This window comes from Roseateles sp. DB2 (genome assembly GCF_051857535.1).
Taxonomy (GTDB): Bacteria; Pseudomonadota; Gammaproteobacteria; order Burkholderiales; family Burkholderiaceae_C; genus Roseateles_B.
The window spans coordinates 380,268-397,099 of record NZ_JBPZGY010000005.1; the positions used below are offsets into that span (position 1 = coordinate 380,268).

12 protein-coding genes are annotated in these 16,832 nt (G+C 68.7%); 3 read left to right on the top strand and 9 right to left on the bottom strand.

The features are described from left to right. Window positions 1-23: 23 nt before the first annotated feature. Both ACS5PK_RS11150 and ACS5PK_RS11155 read right to left on the bottom strand, forming a co-directional pair. Window positions 24-1,607, bottom strand: coding sequence for a DUF4178 domain-containing protein (locus ACS5PK_RS11150; protein ID WP_439440302.1), 1,584 nt, complete (start codon window positions 1,605-1,607; stop codon window positions 24-26). A gap of 80 nt (window positions 1,608-1,687) precedes the next feature. Further along, the gene (locus ACS5PK_RS11155; RefSeq protein ID WP_439440303.1) at window positions 1,688-2,734 is read right to left on the bottom strand and encodes an SPFH domain-containing protein; all 1,047 of its coding nucleotides are present in this window, start codon (window positions 2,732-2,734) and stop codon (window positions 1,688-1,690) included. A 198-nt stretch (window positions 2,735-2,932) separates the two neighbouring features. Between ACS5PK_RS11155 and ACS5PK_RS11160 the strand changes: the two genes are divergently transcribed. The 3 genes from ACS5PK_RS11160 to ACS5PK_RS11170 are packed head-to-tail and all read left to right on the top strand — an operon-like array spanning window position 2,933 to window position 5,750. Next, the gene (locus tag ACS5PK_RS11160) at window positions 2,933-3,463 is read left to right on the top strand and encodes an RNA polymerase sigma factor (protein ID WP_439440304.1); all 531 of its coding nucleotides are present in this window, start codon (window positions 2,933-2,935) and stop codon (window positions 3,461-3,463) included. Then, window positions 3,460-4,047: a hypothetical protein gene (locus tag ACS5PK_RS11165; protein ID WP_439440305.1), complete on the top strand. Its 588-nt coding sequence runs from the start codon at window positions 3,460-3,462 to the stop codon at window positions 4,045-4,047. The genes ACS5PK_RS11160 and ACS5PK_RS11165 overlap by 4 nt, the downstream gene beginning before the upstream one ends. Before the next feature lie 20 nt (window positions 4,048-4,067). Continuing rightward, window positions 4,068-5,750: a serine hydrolase domain-containing protein gene (locus ACS5PK_RS11170; protein ID WP_439440306.1), complete on the top strand. Its 1,683-nt coding sequence runs from the start codon at window positions 4,068-4,070 to the stop codon at window positions 5,748-5,750. Window positions 5,751-5,898: 148 nt separating this feature from the next. Here ACS5PK_RS11170 and ACS5PK_RS11175 read toward each other — a convergent pair whose 3' ends face one another. The 7 genes from ACS5PK_RS11175 to cysT form a co-directional block, all read right to left on the bottom strand. Beyond that, the gene (locus ACS5PK_RS11175) at window positions 5,899-8,244 is read right to left on the bottom strand and encodes a TonB-dependent receptor plug domain-containing protein (protein WP_439440307.1); all 2,346 of its coding nucleotides are present in this window, start codon (window positions 8,242-8,244) and stop codon (window positions 5,899-5,901) included. A gap of 545 nt (window positions 8,245-8,789) precedes the next feature. Further along, window positions 8,790-9,818 carry a sulfate ABC transporter substrate-binding protein gene (locus ACS5PK_RS11180; protein ID WP_439440308.1) on the bottom strand — a complete coding sequence of 343 codons (1,029 nt, stop codon included), beginning with the start codon at window positions 9,816-9,818 and terminating at the stop codon, window positions 8,790-8,792. A 166-nt stretch (window positions 9,819-9,984) separates the two neighbouring features. Then, complete coding sequence (locus ACS5PK_RS11185; protein WP_439440309.1) at window positions 9,985-12,732, bottom strand: TonB-dependent receptor plug domain-containing protein; 2,748 nt, start codon at window positions 12,730-12,732, stop codon at window positions 9,985-9,987. A gap of 223 nt (window positions 12,733-12,955) precedes the next feature. Continuing rightward, a complete protein-coding gene (locus ACS5PK_RS11190; protein ID WP_439440310.1) occupies window positions 12,956-13,879 on the bottom strand; it encodes a CysB family HTH-type transcriptional regulator in 924 nt (307 codons plus the stop codon). A gap of 13 nt (window positions 13,880-13,892) precedes the next feature. Then, window positions 13,893-14,945, bottom strand: a complete 1,053-nt coding sequence (locus ACS5PK_RS11195; RefSeq protein WP_439440311.1) for a sulfate/molybdate ABC transporter ATP-binding protein — start codon at window positions 14,943-14,945, stop codon at window positions 13,893-13,895. Then, window positions 14,942-15,820: a sulfate ABC transporter permease subunit CysW gene (gene cysW, locus ACS5PK_RS11200; RefSeq protein ID WP_439440356.1), complete on the bottom strand. Its 879-nt coding sequence runs from the start codon at window positions 15,818-15,820 to the stop codon at window positions 14,942-14,944. The genes ACS5PK_RS11195 and cysW overlap by 4 nt, the downstream gene beginning before the upstream one ends. Before the next feature lie 127 nt (window positions 15,821-15,947). Continuing rightward, entirely contained in the window at window positions 15,948-16,811 is an 864-nt protein-coding gene (gene cysT, locus ACS5PK_RS11205; RefSeq protein WP_439440312.1) for a sulfate ABC transporter permease subunit CysT, read from the bottom strand. Window positions 16,812-16,832: the final 21 nt, after the last annotated feature.

Genomic DNA, 16,832 nt, shown 5'->3' on the forward strand with positions numbered 1-16,832 from the left:
GTTCGCTGTGATCCCTGCGGGACTCATTTGTGCCCGCCGCCGCCGCTGCTGTAGCCGCCCCAGGATCCACCTGAGCCGCCGTTGTAGCGTACGCCGCCATTGCGCTTGCAGGCCTGGTACTCGGTGCTGTTCTCGCCGTAGCTGTCCTTGTAGGACTGGCAATCATCGCTGCTGCAGGCCCGGAAGAGCAGCAGCAGCACCAGCAGCATGAAGGCGCCGAGGATGATCTTGGCGAAGAGGCCGTGGGCATCGCCGCTGGCGCGCACGCCGGCGTCGCGGGTGAAGGCGGCGCGCTTCTCGGGGGACAGGGCGAAGCCCTTGATCACCTCGTCGGCGTCCAGCTTGCGGCCGTGGCTCCAGGTGAGTTCTTTGCCGGTCTGCTCGCGGCTGAGCAGCTCGGTGCGGCTGCCGGCGCGGTACTCGTAATCGGTGACCAGGCACTTCTCGCCGCGCTTCACGCGCCAGTAGAACTCGCCCAGCACGTAGGTGATGAGGGCGGTGTACTGCCAGCGCCGGGCAAAGCGCTTGTCTTGCCAGCTGACGGCGCCGCCCTTGTCGGACGTGGGGGCCCCGGTGATCGGGCGCACCACGCTCCAGCCGTCCTCGGTGTCCACCAGGAAGGCGAAGCCCTCCAGGCGGTTGAAGAGCAGGTATTCGCGCCAGAAGGTCTGTTCCTCGTCCTGACCCTGGGGCAGGTCGCAGCGCTCCATATAGCCCACGACCTGCCATTCCTGGGGCGTGCCGCCCATCAGGGCCAGCTTGCCGCTGCTGCCCATGGGGATCAGCGGCTCCATGCCGTTTTCCTGGGCGTAGTGGCCCAGGTCGCCGCCGACGCCCTTGGAGATGTCGGTGACGGTATGGCACTGCGCGCAGACGATGGACTGCGTGCTGTCCAGGCGGGGTGTCAGCGAGGCGCCGCAGCCCGGGCAGGGCAGGGACTTGCCGCTGAGCGTCTTGCTGCTCTCCTCGCGCAGGCCGCTCAGGGCCAGGTCGGCCAGGCGCACGCTGCGCCCGACGGTCCAGACCGGGGCCTGGGGCTGGCTGTACTCCAGGCTGCCGACCTCGCCCTTGGCACTGCGCAACTCCACCACCCAGTAGCTCTTGAGCAGCTCGGGCGGACGTGGCAGCTCGCCTTCGCAGGCCAGCACGGTGGCGTCCACCTTGGAGGCGACTTCCCAGCGCGAGCCGCCCAGGGTCAGCGGCGAGCCGACGGTGACATTGCCCGCCAGGGGCGCAGCCTCGGACAGCGGCAGCTCGAAGCCGATCACGAAGGCGCCGTTGTCCTCCGAGAGCCAGGCGCTGCGCCCGTGGCCGAAAAGGATGTGCCACTCGTTCCAGCTGGCCTCTTCCGTGCGCAGCTGGATGCGGCCCAACACGGTGAAGGGCTCGCCCTGGTACTTGCCGCTGGCGCCCAAGCGCAGGGGGGAGTAGTCCTCGAAGAGCTCGGCGCTCTGGCCGATCTTGCGCAGGGCCTCGCCTTCACGCAGCAGCGTGGCGCGGCAGTAGCTGCAGACGGCGCTGTGCGACGCCGCCGAGGCGAACTCGACGGGCGCTCCGCAGTTGGGACAGGCTGCTTGCCAGCGGCGCTGGGGGGATGTGCTTGCCACGCGTGCTCAGGCTGGGCATGCGCGCCCTGGGCCGGCGGCCCTGGACGCTGCATGCAGGGTGGGTCGACGCAGCGAGGGCCTCAGCCCAGCTTCTTCAGCAGGTCGGCCTTCTTGGCCGCGAACTCTTCCTCGGTGAGGATGCCCTTGGCCTTCAGCTCGCCCAGCTTTTCAAGCAGGGACATGATGTCGTCCGCACTCTGTGCCACCGGCGCCGCCGCCACAGGCTGGGCGGCCTGCGGGGGCTGCGCGGCCAGGCCTGCGGCCATCTGCTGGGCCAGGGTCTGGCCCAGGGCAAGACCTGCCCCCAGGCCCATGGCATCGCCCGCGATGCCGCCACCGCCCTGGCCCACACCTTCGGCGAGCTTGGGGATGGCCTGAGCAGTCTGGTACTGCATGAACTGGCCCATGTTCTGGCCGATCATGCCCATGCCGATCTTCTGGTCGAGGATCTTCTGCAGCTCCTCGGGCAGGGACACGCTCTGCAGCGTGACCGATTCCAGCTTCAGGCCCAGATTCTCGAAGGCTGGCGCCGTGGCGGCCTGCAACTGAGAGGCGAACTCGACCTGGTTGGCCGCCAGGTCCAGGAAGGGGATGCCGCTCTGGGCGACGGCGTCGCTGATGTGCTGCAGGATGGTGCCGCGCAGCTGGCCGTCCAGCTCCTGGGCGGTGTAGCGCTCGCGGGTGCCGGAGATCTCCTGGTGGAAGCGCTTCGGGTCGGCGATGCGGTAGGCGTAGTTACCGAAGGCGCGCAGGCGCACGGCGCCGAAGTCCTTGTCACGGATGGTGACGGGCTGCGGCGTGCCCCAGCGCTGGTCGATCTGCTGGCGGCTGCTGAAGAAGTAGACGTCGCTCTTGAACGGGGACTCGAAGAGCTTGTCCCAGTTCTTCAGATTGGTCAGCAGGGGCAGGGTCTGCGTGCTGAGCTTGTAGGTGCCGGGGCCGAAGACGTCTGCCACCTTGCCTTCGTTGACGAAGACCGCCAGCTGCGACTCGCGCACCACCAGCTGGGCGCCGTACTGGATTTCGAAGTCCTGCATGGGATAGCGCCAGGCCAGGGTGCCGTCCCCGTCCTCCGTCCATTGCAGGACGTCAATGAATTGTTTCTTGATGAAATCCATCAAACCCATGATGACCCTCCAGGCTCCAGGCAATGCGGTCGGGGCGACCGCGGATGAGAGTATCCACCAGATGAGGACGGGTTTTGGCAGGCCAGCGCCCCCCGGAGGGGTGTGTGACCGGCGGCACCCCAGAAGAGGCGGGCTCTTGTAAGAAAGTCCGCGCGACGGGGACTACCTGCTTCAGACACGACCACAGAATGGCCATTGATGGACCCAACAATCGACAGGCAGAACCAGTGCTACAGGGAGGCGGCAGCAAGCTATGGCGGCGATATCGAGCGTTTTGCCGGCGGCTACGAGCTCAACCCGGCCCGTCGGCGCGAGCTGCTGCAGGAGATCCATGTCGCGCTCTGGCAGAGCTTCGCGGGATTCGAGGGGCAGTGTTCGCTACGCACCTGGGTTTACCGGGTGGCGCACAACGTGGGCGCCTCTCATGTCCACCGCAGCCAGCGCACGGTGGACCGGGGCGCGCTGGCGCTTGATGACGCCAGCGAGGTGCCCGACGAGCGAGCCGACATGGGTGCCGTCGACCGCCAGCTCGACCTCCGGCGGGTTCTCGCCCTGGTCCACCGCCTGCCGGCGGTGGACCGCCAGGTGATGCTGCTGTACCTGGAGGACCTGAGCGCCCAGGCCATCGCGGAGGTGACCGGCCTGTCGGCCCGCAACGTGGCCACCAAAGTGCACCGCCTCAAGGCCTTGCTGGCCTCGCAACTCCAGACCAGGAGACCTCAGCCATGACTGACAACGACCTCAAGACTCTCTGGAAGTCCCAGAGCACGGATGCCTTCACCATGCCTTTGCAGGACATCCATCGGCGGGCCGCGCGCTTCCAGCGGCAAGTCCGGCTGCGCAACCTGCTCGAGTACGGCGCAGGCCTCTTCGTGCTGGGCGGCTTTGGCTACTACATCGTGGAGTTCACCGGACTGCTCATGCGTGCAGGCAGCGTGCTGGTCATGCTGGGGGCGCTGTTCGTGCTCTTTGAGCTGCACCGCCGGGGGGCCTCCCGCCAGCCGCCCGGGCCGGGCCTGGGGATTGCCAGCCTGGACTTTCACCGCGCGGAACTGGCCCGCCAGCGCGATGCGCTGCGGGACGTGTGGCGCTGGTATGTGGCGCCCTTCATTCCAGGCGTCGTCGTGTTTCGCTGGGGCGTGGAGACCGAGCTGGCTGATTCGCCGGCATTCGCGCATGGCACGCTGGCCAATGTCTGCATTGCCCTGGTGTTCTCGGCCATCGTCCTGGTGAATCGCTGGAGCGCTTCGCGGCTGCAGCGGCAACTGGATGAGCTGGACGCGCTCGCCGAGCCAGCAGCTCAACAAATCTGATCGATTCCTGGGAGCATCACATGAGAAAGCAAACGGCGACCGTCCTGGCGGCGGTCAGCATCTGCCTGGTGGCTGCAGTCGCATCACGGGCTCGCGCGGCAGAGACAGCCCCTGCGTCGGAGCAGGGAGACGCCGAGGTCGTTCGTCCACTAGCGGAGCGCCTCCTGGGTGATCGAACGGGGGCCTGCGTGCTCGCGGCCGTGATAGAGCGACAGCAGGTGCGACGTGCCCGCGTGTGTGCCGGCACACGGGAGGATGGACCGCCTGCCTGGGAGGCAGCCCTGGAGATTGGTTCCATCAGCAAGACCATGACAGCCACTCTCGTTGCCGGGCTGATCCAGTCGGGGCGGTGGTCGCTGGACGACCCCATCGCCCGCCACCTGCCCGAGGGCACGCCTGTGCCGCGGCAGGGCGATCGGCAGATCCTCGTGCGCGACCTCCTCACCCACAGCGCCGGACTGCCTGCCCTGCCCCCGGGCATGCCTCTGCGCAACCCGGCCGATCCGTATGCCGCGCTGACGGAGGCCGGCCTGCTTGAGGCACTGGGTCGCACGACCCTCGCTTCGCCCATCGGTGAACAAGCCGCCTACTCCAATTTCGGCATGATGGTCCTGTCGCTGGCGGTGGCGCGCAGCACGGGCGGCGATCTGGAAGCGACGCTGAGGGAGCAGCTCTTCAAGCCGCTGTCGATGCAGGCCTTCATCGTGCCTGGCCCCACTGCGCCGCTGGCGCCCGGCCATGCGAGCGACGGCCGGCGCGCGCCGGGCTGGACCATCACCCCGAATCTGGCCGGCGTGGGCATGGTCAAGGCCAGCCTGGCTGACATGACGCGCTATGCCCAGGCAGCGCTGGGCGAAGGGCCCGAGCCGGTGGTCAGACGCCTGGCTCTGACCGGGCAGCCACTCGCCCACGGTTTCGGCATGAACTGGATGCGCCAGGCCGTGCAGGGCCGGGAACTGCTGCTGCATGAGGGCGGCACGGGGGGCTTTTCCTCGTTCATCGGGGTGGACCGGCCCGGCGGGCGTGCCGTGGTGCTGCTGGCGGACACCAGCCTGGCCGATCTGGGCGGGCTGGGCGATCTTGGCCTTGCGCTGCTGGGCCTGGACTGGCCGGTGAGCGGGCCTCGCCGGGCCGTTTCCACGACGGAGGCGCAGCGGCAGTCCCTGGCCGGCGAGTACCGGCTCGGTGCTCTCAGGCTCCGGATCTGGTCGGCCGAGGGCGAGCGTTTGATGGCCCAGGCCGAAGGTCAAGCCGCCTTCGAGCTGCACCAGGACTCTGCGGGCGACTTCTACCCTGAGGGCTTCAGCGCGCTGCTGACGCCGCTGCGCGATGCGGGGCCGGACGGGGCGGTGTCAGGTCTTGCGTGGCGCCAGGGAGGTGGCACCTCCGAGGCCGTGCGCATTCGGCCTCCCATGGCCACAGACGCCGTCAATGCCCTGCCCGCTGGCAATCCCGCCTGGGCCGACTGGCTCGGCGAATACGCCCTGACGCCGCAATTCAGTCTGCGTGTGCTGGAGCAGGGCGGGCGCCTCATGGTCCGCGGCACCGGGCAGCCGGCGATTCCCGCCGCGGCCAGCGGACCGGATCGCCTCGAGGTGAGCGCGGTCGATGCCGTGGTCGAGTTCGAGCGCGATGCGGCCGGCCGGGTCGTGGCGGCAGTGCTGCTGCAGAACGGACAGCGGCTGAAGGGCCAGCGTCGCTGAGACGCATCCGCCGCCATGATCCTGTCCGAGCCCGGCCGCCTCGTGCCGGGTGACGAGCCCGACAAGGGCAGGCGAACGCCCGCCTGTCGGTGGCGGTCTGCCAGCTGTTCACCGGCCCTGCAGGCCCTGCGGGGTGCCGGCGCTGGACTTACAACTTCCTCTCCCATCTCAGCTGCCACACCGTGAAGCTGCGCCCCAGGCTGTCCGTCGTGATGCGCTTGTCGGCCGTGGTGATGATGCTGCTGGTGTTGTAGTCCAGCGGCGCGAGGTTGGAGGCTGAAAGGCGCAGCTGGGTGTCACGGTCTATGGCCCAGGTGGCCGAGGCGTCGATCACGCGCTTGACGGGCGTCACGCTCTGCTGGATCAGGGTCTGCTGGATCGTGCCGCCTGGCGTCCAGTTCAGGCCGGCAGCCAGGGTCAGGGGCAGGCTGCGCAGCTTGTAGTCGACGCCGATGTTGACGGTGCCCTTGGGCTGGGCGTCGAGGCGGTTGTTGGGGCCGGGGATGCCGTCCACGCTGGAGCTGAAGAGGCTCAGGTTGCCGCGCAGATTGAGGGGCAGGGCATCGTCGACGAACTCGTCCAGCCGGAACTTGGCTTCCAGCTCCAGGCCGAAGGTCCGCGCCTTGCCGATGTTCTGCGGGCGGGCCACCCAGCGCGGCACGCTGGCCCAGGAGACGGTCTCCAGGCGGGTCTCGGTGCGGATCAGGTCATTGATGTGGCGGTAGAAGACGTTCGCGCTCAGCAGGCCGCCCTTGGCCAGGTAGCGCTCGAAGGCAATCTCCAGGCCTGTGGCCATCTCGGGCCGCAGGTCCGGGTTGCCGCTGCGGTCGGGGTACTGGACCGCATTGGGGCCGCAGGCGCCGTCGGCGGGGCAGGGGTAGTCGCTGTTGATGCTCGGCCGGGCGATCAGGTCCTGCAGCTGCGGTGAGCGGTAGCTGCGGGTGAGGCTCATGCGGACCTGGTTGCGGCTCTTTTCGTCCGGCTTCCAGACGGCATGCAGCAGCGGGGTCCAGACGCTGGACTTGTTGCTCACGGCGTAGTTGGCGGCATCGCTCTTGGTCTCGATGCCTTCCCAGCGCAGGCCGGCATAGAAGGACCAGTGCGGACCCACGGACCATTCGTCCTGGCCATAGGCCGCGAAGCGTCGCACGGAGGCAGAGAGGTTGTCGCCGAAGTCCGCCAGCTCGGGGCGGGGCAGGCCGTTCTGCAGGCTCAGGCGGGTCTGCTGGCGGGTCTGGTTCTCGGCTTCCAGGCCGCCCACCAGGCTGTGATCGTTCTCCAGCTGGCGCGCGACCTTGGCCATCAGGCTCCAGTTGCGGTCATGGCCGTTCACCGTGTCGTCCTGTGTACGCGAGCCGACGCCGCCGAGGAACTCCTGGCGCAGCGTGCGCGAGTCCATCAGCGCGCGGCCCAGGCCGGCGCGCAGGTCCAGGCGGGTGTCCGGGTCCAGCTTCTTCTGCAGCTGCGTGTTCAGGCGCAGCATCTTGAACTCGGTCCGGCCCTCGGTCTGGGCGCTGTCATAGGGCAGGGGCCGGCCGTCGCTGCGTTCGCCCGATTGGCGCTGCTGGCTGCTGCTGCTGCCCTTGTTGACGCTCAGGAAGGGCTGGAGGGCAAAGGATTCGCCCTCGCCCAGGCGCCATTGCACGCGGCCGTTGGCGTTGAGCATCTTGCGATCGTCGCTGCTGCTGCCGCTGGAGCTGAGCACGCGCGCGGGCCCGCCGTGCAGGTCTTCGGACACGGTGCGGCCGTTCTGGTCGTCCTCGTGCTTCATCTGCATGGCGTTGAGGGCCAGGTTGTAGCTGCTGCCGGCGTTGTCGAGCTTGTCGTTGCGTTGCCAGGAGACGTTGGGGTTGACGTGGGAGCGCTCGACGGTGAGGCCGGCGCGCACATCGTTGACCTTGCGCTGGTAGGCCTCGCGCAGCACCACATTGATGGTGCCGGCGATGGCACGGGCGCCGTACTCGGCCGTGGGGGCACGCATGATCTCGATGCGCTCCACCTGCTCGGGCGGCAGCTGGTCCAGTGAGAAGCCCGGCGGCATGCGCTCGCCGTTGACCAGGATTTGCGTGAAGCCACCGCCCATGCCGCGCATGCGGATGTCGCCCCCGCGGCCCGGGCGGCCGCCGGTGGTGACGCCGGGCAGGCGCTTCATCACCTCGCCCAGGCTGCTGTCGCCGAACTTCTCGATTTCCTCACGGCTGATCACGATCTTGGCGGCCGAGGAGGCGCGGCGCGTGGCGTCGTCGCTGGGGCCGCCGCTGATTTCCACCTTCTCCAGCGTCTGCCGCGTTTCGGTTGCAGGTGCTGCCGGCTTCTCTGTGGCCTTGCGCTCGGCGGCCGGCATGGTGGCTGCACGCGGGGAGCTGGCTGTCGTGGCGGGCGCTGGGGCCGCCTCCTGGGCCAGGACGAGGTGGGTGCAGCCCATCAGGCTGAGGCTCAGGCAAAGGCCGCGCAGGGCAAATCGGCTCGAGGAAGGCTCGGGGTGGGACAGCATGGTGACGGTGGGCAGGGGCGCAGCGGCGACGGCGGGTTGCGCATTTTCAGGGGTGGCCGAGCCCAGGAGGGGGCTGGCCTTGCAGCGTTCAGGGTGCTCGCTGCACGGGACGGAGCATCGCACGCAGGCCAGGCCCTGACGTTTGGCATGCCCGATTTTTTAACTTCTTTACAGGCGCTTCACGGCTGCATCCCCGGGGGCAGGCAGCGAAGAGCGGGCCTGAAAAAGCAAAGGGCCACCAGTGGTGGCCCTGCTACCGGACAAGGCACAAGGCCCTGACGGATCATTTCGCGCTGGTCACGGGTTCCAGTGCTCTGCCCTATGTTGCAGCCGATTTCTCGCGTCCTGATGCTTCGCATTGTGCGCATCGTTTGTGTCAGGGATTTGACGGGGAGCAAGGTTTCTACGGTCAAAAAAAACCTCCCGCGGCTGGTGCCGGGGAGGTCCAAGGTCAGTCCGCGCCCATCACCAGCGATGCGGGCGCAGGGGTCTGACGAGGAGACAAACTGTGTGGCTGGGGGCAGGTCTTGCCACCCCGGCTGAGCTCAGCGAGCCCCCGGCGCGTAGATCTGGTCGAAGATGCCCCCATCGTCGAAGTGCGCCTTCTGGGCCTGGCGCCAGCCGCCGAAGAGCTCATCCACGGTGAAGAGCTGCACCGGCGCGAACTGTCTGGCGTGGCGTGCGGCCACCTTTGCATCACGGGGGCGGTAGTAGTGGCGGGCGGCGATCTCCTGGCCCTCGGGGCTGTAGAGGTATTCCAGATAGGCCTGGGCCTGCTTGCGGGTGCCGCGCTTGTCCACGACCTTGTCGACCACGGCCACAGGCGGCTCGGCCAGCACGGAGACGCTGGGGGTGACGATCTCGAACTTGTCCTTGCCCAACTCCTTGACGGCCAGGTAGGCCTCGTTCTCCCAGGCGATGAGCACGTCGCCGATGCCGCGTTCCACGAAGGTGGTGGTGGAGCCGCGGGCGCCGGAGTCCAGGACCTTGGTGTTGGCGTAGATGCGCTTGACGAAGGCCTTGGCCGAGTCGGCATTGCCCCCGGGCTGCTTGAGCGCGTAGCCCCAGGCTGCCAGGTAGTTCCAGCGCGCGCCGCCCGAGGTCTTGGGGTTGGGCGTGATGATGTCGATGCCGCTGCGGGCCAGGTCGGGCCAGTTCGTGATCTTCTTGGGATTGCCCTTGCGCACGAGGAACACGATGGTCGAGGTGTAGGGGCTGGCGTTGTGAGGCAGGCGCTTCTGCCAGTCCGCAGGCAGGAGCTTCGCGGCATCGTGCAGGGCATCGATGTCATAGGCCAGGGCCAGGGTCACCACGTCCGCCTCCAGGCCGTCGATCACCGAGCGGGCCTGCTTGCCCGAGCCGCCATGCGATTGCTTGATGGACAGCGTCTCGCCGGACCTGGCCTTCCACTGCTTGGCGAAGGCGGCGTTGAAGTCCTGGTAGAGCTCGCGAGTGGGGTCGTAGGAGACGTTGAGCAGCTGGGTCTGGGCCTGGACGGTGCCGGCCAGGCCAAGGCCTAGCAGGGACAGGGTCAGGCCTTGCAGGGCGGAGCGGACGTTGCTGAGCAGTTTCACGATGGGGCAGGCTCGGGCTGAGGATGGAAGGGGAGCCGCCAATGTAGGTGGCGGCCCCGACGCTGTGAACGAAGAAGAAGTGCTTTGCATTGCAGGCCCGGCGCATAGCCTGGAGATTGGAGGCGGGCGCGGCCCAGGGCATCGCCCGGGCCGCGCCCGGGGGCGCTCAACTGCCGAGGCGGTGGTTCAGCGTCACCCAGACCTGGCGGCCGTGCGGCAGGTAGTAGCCCACGGGGTAGTAGGGCCAGGCCGCGCCGGGATCCTTGCGCACCGTGCCGCGCAGGTTGTTGACGATGAGGCCGACGGTGGTCCGGCGGTCCCATTCCAGGCTCGCGCTGGCGTTGAAGAGCCACTGCGGGGCGATCCACTGGTCGGTGGCCGAGGCCGGGATGCGGCCGTTGCGGTTGCCGCTGAGCGTGGCGGACCAGGCGCCGCGCTTCCAGCTGAGCGAGGTCTGGAGCTTCTCCGGCCAGTCGCCGAACTCGCGGGTGCCGACCAGGTTGTCCGCCGGGTCCTGCTCATGGGCTTGCGAGACGAAGCCCAGCACCCGCGTGTACTGCGCCCTGGCCGTGAACTGGCCCAGGGCGGTTGTCGTCCAGCGGTAGCGGGCCGAGAGGTCCACGCCATGCGTGCTTTGCCGGGCGGCGTTGATGGGATTGATCCAGATCTCGGCGACCTCACCGGGGCGCACCACGGCATCGTCCGGATTGCGTTTCACGCGGGCGATGGTGGCCTGGCAGGCGGGCGAGTTGACGTCCTTCTCGCCGGTGCGGCAGCGGGATTCCTCCTGCAGCACGGCATCGCCGCTGAGGTCGGTGACCAGGTCCTTGATGCGCACTTTCCAGAGGTCCGCCGAGAAGTCCAGATCGGCGCTGGGCGCCCAGACCACGCCCAGGTTGAAGGAGCGGCCCTTTTCGGACTTCAGGTCCTTGGAGCCGGAGCGGGCGTAGTTGAAGCCGGGCGAGACCTCGGCGTAGTCGCACTTGTCCAGGTCCCCGCCGGCCTTCTTGCAGCGGTAGTAGTCGGTGGAGGAGGCGTAGTAGCCTCGGCTCAGCGCGGTGTAGATGTACTCCATGTCCGGGGCGCGGAAGCTGGTGGCGGCCTGGGCGCGCAGCAGCCACTGGCCATTGGGGCGGAACTCCAGGCCGGCGTTGTGGGTCAGGCTGCCGTCCTTGCGGCCGGCGAAGCGGTAGGTGTCGTAGCGCAGGGCGCCGGTCGCGGCCAGGCGCTCGCTCAGCGGCGCACGCAGCTCGGCGCCCAGGGCGGCGCGCGATCGCGTGCCTTCGTTCACCACTGCCTCGCTGGTGTTGTAGAACACGCCCTGTCCCAGGCGCGGGTCGCCGGCATTGCGGAATCCCTGCGTGCCCAGCTCGGCCACCAGGGCCGCCTTGAGCGGGCCGGCGGGGAGCGTCAGCCAGTCGCCGTTGGCGCTGAGGCTGAGGTTGTGCGTCCAGCTGCGGTTGCGGCTTTCGCTGCGGCCGATGAGCTGCTCGAACTCGGCCGGCGCCAGCGGCGTGAACAGGCGCGCGGGGTCCGGCGCATGGCTGGGCACGCCCTTGGCATCGACGCCCTGCTTGGGCCCGAGGAAGAACTCGTCGATGCCGGCCAGGAAGCGCGGGGTGATGCCGCGGTTGAGTGAGCCTGAGGTACTCGCGGCGGCTTCGTAGCTCCAGCCATTGGCCCACTCGCCGCGAACGCCCAGGGCCAGGCTGTGGTTGCGGTCCCGCCATTCGCGGTTGAAGGCCTGGGCGCCGCCCAGTTCCTCGGGCGCCAGCCGGCGCGACCACGTCTCCAGTTGGCCGCTGCGGGTGTTGAGGAAGTAGCCTGGCCCGTTGGCGGCCGAGGTCCAGGACGGGCCGCGGGTGTTGTTCTCGGTGCTGGTGCTGCTCAGCAGGCCTTCGGCGAAGAGCTCGGTGCCGGGGTCCAGCGCGTACTGCACCACCGACAGCAGGCTGAGGCTGCGGTTGCCGGTCTGCGTGGTCCAGTAGCTGGGCGAAGCGCGGCCCGTGCCGCAGTAGAAGCCGTCCTTGGTCTTGACCCGTGCCAGGCTGCCGTCGAAGAGGTCAGCATGGCTCTCGCAGACGCCGGCACCTGGGTCGAGGTACTGACGGGTCTTGGCATTGCGGCGTGCAAAGGCCGCTGCGGGCTGGGCGCCGGCCAGCGTGGTGTCTGCCATGAACTCGCGCTGGCGGCTCCAGATGGGCTGGCGGCCGCTGAGCTCCAGGCCCCAGACGCCTTGCAGGGCGCCGCGGTCCAGACCGCCGCTGAGCTGCAGGCGCAGGTTCTCGCCGCCGCCCAACTGGGTACCGCCAGCCTTGAGGTCCAGGGTCAGGTCTTGCTGGGACTTCTTCAGCACCACGTTCACAACGCCGGCAATGGCGTCGGAGCCGTAGATGGCCGAAGCGCCGCCGCTGAGCACCTCGATGCGGTCGATCAGGGCCGAGGGCAGATTGGCCAGGTTGACGAAGTTCACCGAGCCTTCGTAGGCCGCCGGATAGTCGGCGATGCGCCGGCCGTTCAGCAACACCAGGCTGTGATTGGGGCCCAGCCCGCGCAAGCTGATGGCATTGGCGGCGGGGGTGAAGGTGTTGCCGAAGTCCTCGCCCTGGGTGAAGCCGGTGTTCTGGGTGAGGTTGGCCAGGGCGTCGGAGACGTTCTTGTAGCCCAGGCGGTCCAGGTCCGCGCCGCGGATCACCGTGACCGGACTGGGCCCTTCGCTCTGCAGGCGGGAGATGCGCGAGCCGGTGACCACCACCGTGGGTTGGACGTTCGTGCTTGTGGCCGCGGCTTCCTGCGGGGGCGGCGTCTTGCCGTCCGGCGATGTCTGGGCGGCGGCCGGGAGGGCCAGGCTCAGGGCGAGGGTGAGGGGCAGGAGAGGCAAAGGCAGGGCCTCCCGCAGAGGCAGGGACATCATCGTGCAATCCTTGGTCAGGTTGGGTCAGTCGGGGCCGGTCAAGCCCCTGGGACGGCCGGCGGGCGCGGGGCTGCCGGCTGAAGGAGCGCGCCGCGGTGCATGGCAGACCGGCGGCAGCTGGAGCCAGACTCTAGGGTTGACCCTGATGGAAACCAAGAAAGGAAAGCGCGCAAGCACATGCGCTGGGGCTCGGTCTTGCCGTGCTAGGCGCTGGAAGCGCCCATCAGGCCTCGCCGCCCAGCGCCTCGCGGATGCGCTCCTCGCTGAGCGAGCCCACGCATTCCTGCAGGAAGCGGTAGGCATAGCCACGCAGGTAGTGGCCCTTCTTCAGGGCCAGGTGCGTGGTGTTGGTGGGGAAGAGCTGGGAGGCGTCCAGCAGGCGCAGGCCCGCGTCGCGCTGGGGCTCGAAGGCCATGGAGGCGATGATGCCCACGCCCAGGCCCACTTGCACATAGGTCTTGATCACGTCGGCGTCCAGCGCAGAGAGCACGATGTCCGGTGCCAGGCCAGCCTGCGCGAAGCTGGCGTCAATGCGGGCGCGGCCGGTGAAGCCCTCGTGGTAGGTGATCAGGGGCTGCTCGGCCAGGGCCTCCAGCGTTAGCGGCTCGCTGCCCAGGGCGTGGCCCTCGGGCACGACCACGCTGTGGTGCCAGTCATAGAAGGGAAAGGTGACGAAGGCCGGGTCCTCGCCCAGGGCCTCGGTGGCGATGCCGATGTCCGCCTCGCCCGACTGCAGCAGGCTGACGATCTCCGCCGGGTTGGCCTGCAGCAGCACCAGGTGCACCTTCGGGAAGGCCGCCTTGAAGCGCGCCACCACCTGCGGCAGGGCATAGCGCGCCTGCGTGTGCGTGGTCGCCACGGTGAGCTGGCCGGCCTCGGCGTCGGCGAACTGGTCGGCCAGGCGCTTGATGTTGCGCGCGTCCTGCAGCATGCGGTCGACGATGATCGCCAGCTCCTTGCCCGGCGCGGTCAGGCCCAGCAGGCGTTTGCCGCGGCGCACGAAGAGCTCCACGCCCAGCTCGTCCTCCAGGTCCTTGATGTGCTTGGACACGCCGGACTGCGAGGTGAACAGCGCCGCCGCCACCTCGGTCAGGTTGAAGTTCTGCTGGACGGCCTCGCGGATGATGCGCAGCTGCTGGAAGTTCATGGGCGTGGCGTGATCAGGCGGCCTCGAAAAGGGACAGGCGCGAGGCCTGCAGCTGCACGCGCTGGCCCGGCTGCAGCTGCAGCTGCGAGGCCTGCTCGCGGGTGAGCTCGGCCTCCAGGTGCTGGCCGTCGGGGCCGCGCAGCTCCACGCGGGCCGCGGCGCCGAAGCTCAGCACGCGGTCCACGGTGGCGGGCAGGCCGTGTGCCTGGGCGTCGGTGAGGATCTGCAGCTCATGCGGGCGGGCATAGGCCAGCACGCGGCCCTGCGTCTGCAGGCTGCCGCCGTGGCGCAGCTGCTGCTCGCCCATGTGCAGCACCGAGCCCTGCGCCTCGCCCTCGAAGCGGTTGACCGCGCCCAGGAAGCCGTAGACGAAGGGCGTGGCCGGACGTTCCCAGACTTCCTGGGGCGAGCCCACCTGCTCGACCTTGCCGTGGTCCATCAGCACGATGCGGTCGGCCACTTCCAGGGCTTCCTCCTGGTCGTGGGTGACGAAGATGCTGGTGATGTGCAGCTCGTCGTGCAGGCGGCGCAGCCAGCGGCGCAGCTCCTTGCGCACCTTGGCGTCCAGGGCGCCGAAGGGCTCGTCCAGCAGCAGCACGCGCGGCTCCACCGCCAGGGCGCGGGCCAGGGCGATGCGCTGGCGCTGGCCGCCGGAGAGCTGGGGTGGGTAGCGGTCCGCCAGCCAGTCCAGCTGCACCAGGTTCAGCAGCTCGTGCACCTTCTTCTTGATCTCGGCCTCGCTGGGGCGCTGTTTGCGCGGCTTCACGCGAAGCCCGAAAGCCACGTTGTCGAAGACCGTCATGTGGCGGAACAGGGCGTAGTGCTGAAACACGAAGCCGACCTGGCGCTCGCGCACATGGGTGTCGGAGGCGTCCTCGCCGTCGAGCAAGACCTGACCCCGGTCGAGCGTCTCCAGCCCGGCGATGATGCGCAGCAGCGTGGTCTTGCCGCAGCCCGAGGGGCCCAGCAGGGCGACCAGCTCGCCGGTGGGGAAGTCCAGGCTGACGTCGCCCAGGGCGGTGAAGTCGCCGAACTGCTTGTGGATGTTGCGGACCTGGATGCTCATGCTTCTTCCTTCGCAGCGCGTGCGGCGACGGCTGCTCTCCATTCGACGAACTGCTTCAAACCGAGGGTGACGAGGGCCAGCAGCGCCAGCAGCGAGGCCACGGCGAAGGCGGCGGCGAACTGGTACTCGTTGTAGAGAATCTCGACGTGCAGGGGCAGGGTGTTGGTCTGGCCGCGGATATGGCCCGAGACCACGGACACCGCGCCGAACTCGCCCATGGCGCGGGCATTGCACAGGATCACGCCGTACAGCAGGCCCCATTTGATGTTGGGCAGGGTCACGTGCCAGAAGGTCTGCCAGCCGCTGGCGCCCAGCACCGTGGCGGCTTCTTCCTCGTCCCGGCCCTGGGCCTGCATCAGCGGGATCAGCTCGCGGGCGACGAAGGGGAAGGTCACGAAGACGGTGGCCAGCACGATGCCCGGCACGGCGAAGATGATCTTCAGGTCATGCGCCTGCAGCCAGGGCCCGAACCAGCCCTGCGCGCCGAAGAGCAGCACATAGATCAGGCCGGCCACCACGGGCGAGACGGAGAAGGGCAGGTCAATCAGCGTGATCAGCAGCTGCTTGCCGCGGAAGTCGTGCTTGGCGATGGCCCAGGCGGCGCTCACGCCGAAGACGAGGTTCAGCGGCACGGCGATCACGGTGGCGATCAGCGTGAGCTTGATGGCCGAGAGGGCGTCCTCCTCGATCAGCGCGGCCAGGTAGACGTCGAAGCCCTTGCGCAGGGCCTCCGTGAACACGGCCACCAGGGGCAGGATGAGGAAGAGGGCGAAGAAGCCCAGGCCGAGCAGCAGCAGGGTCCAGCGCACCCAGGGCGCCTCGCGCGTGGCGGGGTTGCTCTGGTAGCGGCCTCTCGGGCGCTGCCCCAGGGCCATTGTTGTTGATCCGCTCATGGATGTCGTGGCTCCAGCTGATTCTGTCGAGCGACACCCGAGGATCCGGCTCCGCCGGTCCTTCGGGTGTGCCCCCTTGAGGGGGCGCGCGAAGCGCGTAGGGGGTGGGTCATTTCCGGCGGGCACTCCAGGCCTGCAGGCCGTTGATGCCCAGCAGCAGCACGAAGCTGAACAGCAGCATCACGGTGGCGATGGCCGTGGCGCCCACGTAGTCGTATTGCTCCAGCTTGGAGATGATCATCAGCGGCGTGATCTCGCTCACCAGCGGGATGTTGCCGGCGATGAAGATCACCGAGCCGTATTCGCCCACGGCACGGGCGAAGGCCAGCGCAAAGCCCGTCAGCAGGGCCGGCGTCAGCGTGGGCAGCACCACGTAGCGGAAGGTCTGCCAGCGGTGCGCGCCCAGCGAGGCGGCGGCTTCCTCCAGCTCGGTCTCCATGTCCTCCAGCACCGGCTGCACCGTGCGCACGATGAAGGGCAGGCCGATGAAGATCAGCGCCACCAGCACGCCCAGCGGCGTGAAGGCGACCTTGATGTCATGCGGGGCCAGCAGGGAGCCGATCCAGCCGTTGGGCGCATACAGCGCCGTCAGCGCGATGCCGGCCACGGCGGTGGGCAGGGCGAAGGGCAGGTCGATGAGTGCATCCACCAGCTTCTTGCCCGGGAACTCGTAGCGCACCAGGCACCAGGCGAGGATCAGGCCGAAGACGAGGTTGATGCCCGCTGCCAGCAGCGCCGCGCCGAAGCTCAGGCGGTAGGAGGCCAGCACGCGCGGCGAGGTGGCCGCGGCCCAGAAGGCCTCGAAGCCATGGCCCGCGGACTTGAGGAAGACCGCTGCCAGCGGGATCAACACCAGCAGCGAGAGGTAGAACAGCGTGAAGCCCAGCGTCGGGCCGAAGCCCGGCAGCACGCGGCGGCGCTTCGGGATCGGCACGGCGGCGGCCTGTGCTGGGGTGAGGACGGCGGTGGTCATGGCAATGGCAGTGAGCGATCG

What these genes read in the sequence shown, in the direction of transcription:
- ACS5PK_RS11155 (WP_439440303.1), bottom strand. Translation starts at nt 2,734, where the DNA reads ATGGGTTTGATGGATTTCATCAAGAAACAATTCATTGACGTCCTGCAA.
- ACS5PK_RS11160 (WP_439440304.1), top strand. Translation starts at nt 2,933, where the DNA reads ATGGACCCAACAATCGACAGGCAGAACCAGTGCTACAGGGAGGCGGCA.
- ACS5PK_RS11165 (WP_439440305.1), top strand. Translation starts at nt 3,460, where the DNA reads ATGACTGACAACGACCTCAAGACTCTCTGGAAGTCCCAGAGCACGGAT.
- ACS5PK_RS11170 (WP_439440306.1), top strand. Translation starts at nt 4,068, where the DNA reads ATGAGAAAGCAAACGGCGACCGTCCTGGCGGCGGTCAGCATCTGCCTG.
- ACS5PK_RS11175 (WP_439440307.1), bottom strand. Translation starts at nt 8,244, where the DNA reads ATGCTGTCCCACCCCGAGCCTTCCTCGAGCCGATTTGCCCTGCGCGGC.
- ACS5PK_RS11185 (WP_439440309.1), bottom strand. Translation starts at nt 12,732, where the DNA reads ATGATGTCCCTGCCTCTGCGGGAGGCCCTGCCTTTGCCTCTCCTGCCC.
- ACS5PK_RS11190 (WP_439440310.1), bottom strand. Translation starts at nt 13,879, where the DNA reads ATGAACTTCCAGCAGCTGCGCATCATCCGCGAGGCCGTCCAGCAGAAC.
- ACS5PK_RS11195 (WP_439440311.1), bottom strand. Translation starts at nt 14,945, where the DNA reads ATGAGCATCCAGGTCCGCAACATCCACAAGCAGTTCGGCGACTTCACC.
- cysW (WP_439440356.1), bottom strand. Translation starts at nt 15,820, where the DNA reads ATGGCCCTGGGGCAGCGCCCGAGAGGCCGCTACCAGAGCAACCCCGCC.
- cysT (WP_439440312.1), bottom strand. Translation starts at nt 16,811, where the DNA reads ATGACCACCGCCGTCCTCACCCCAGCACAGGCCGCCGCCGTGCCGATC.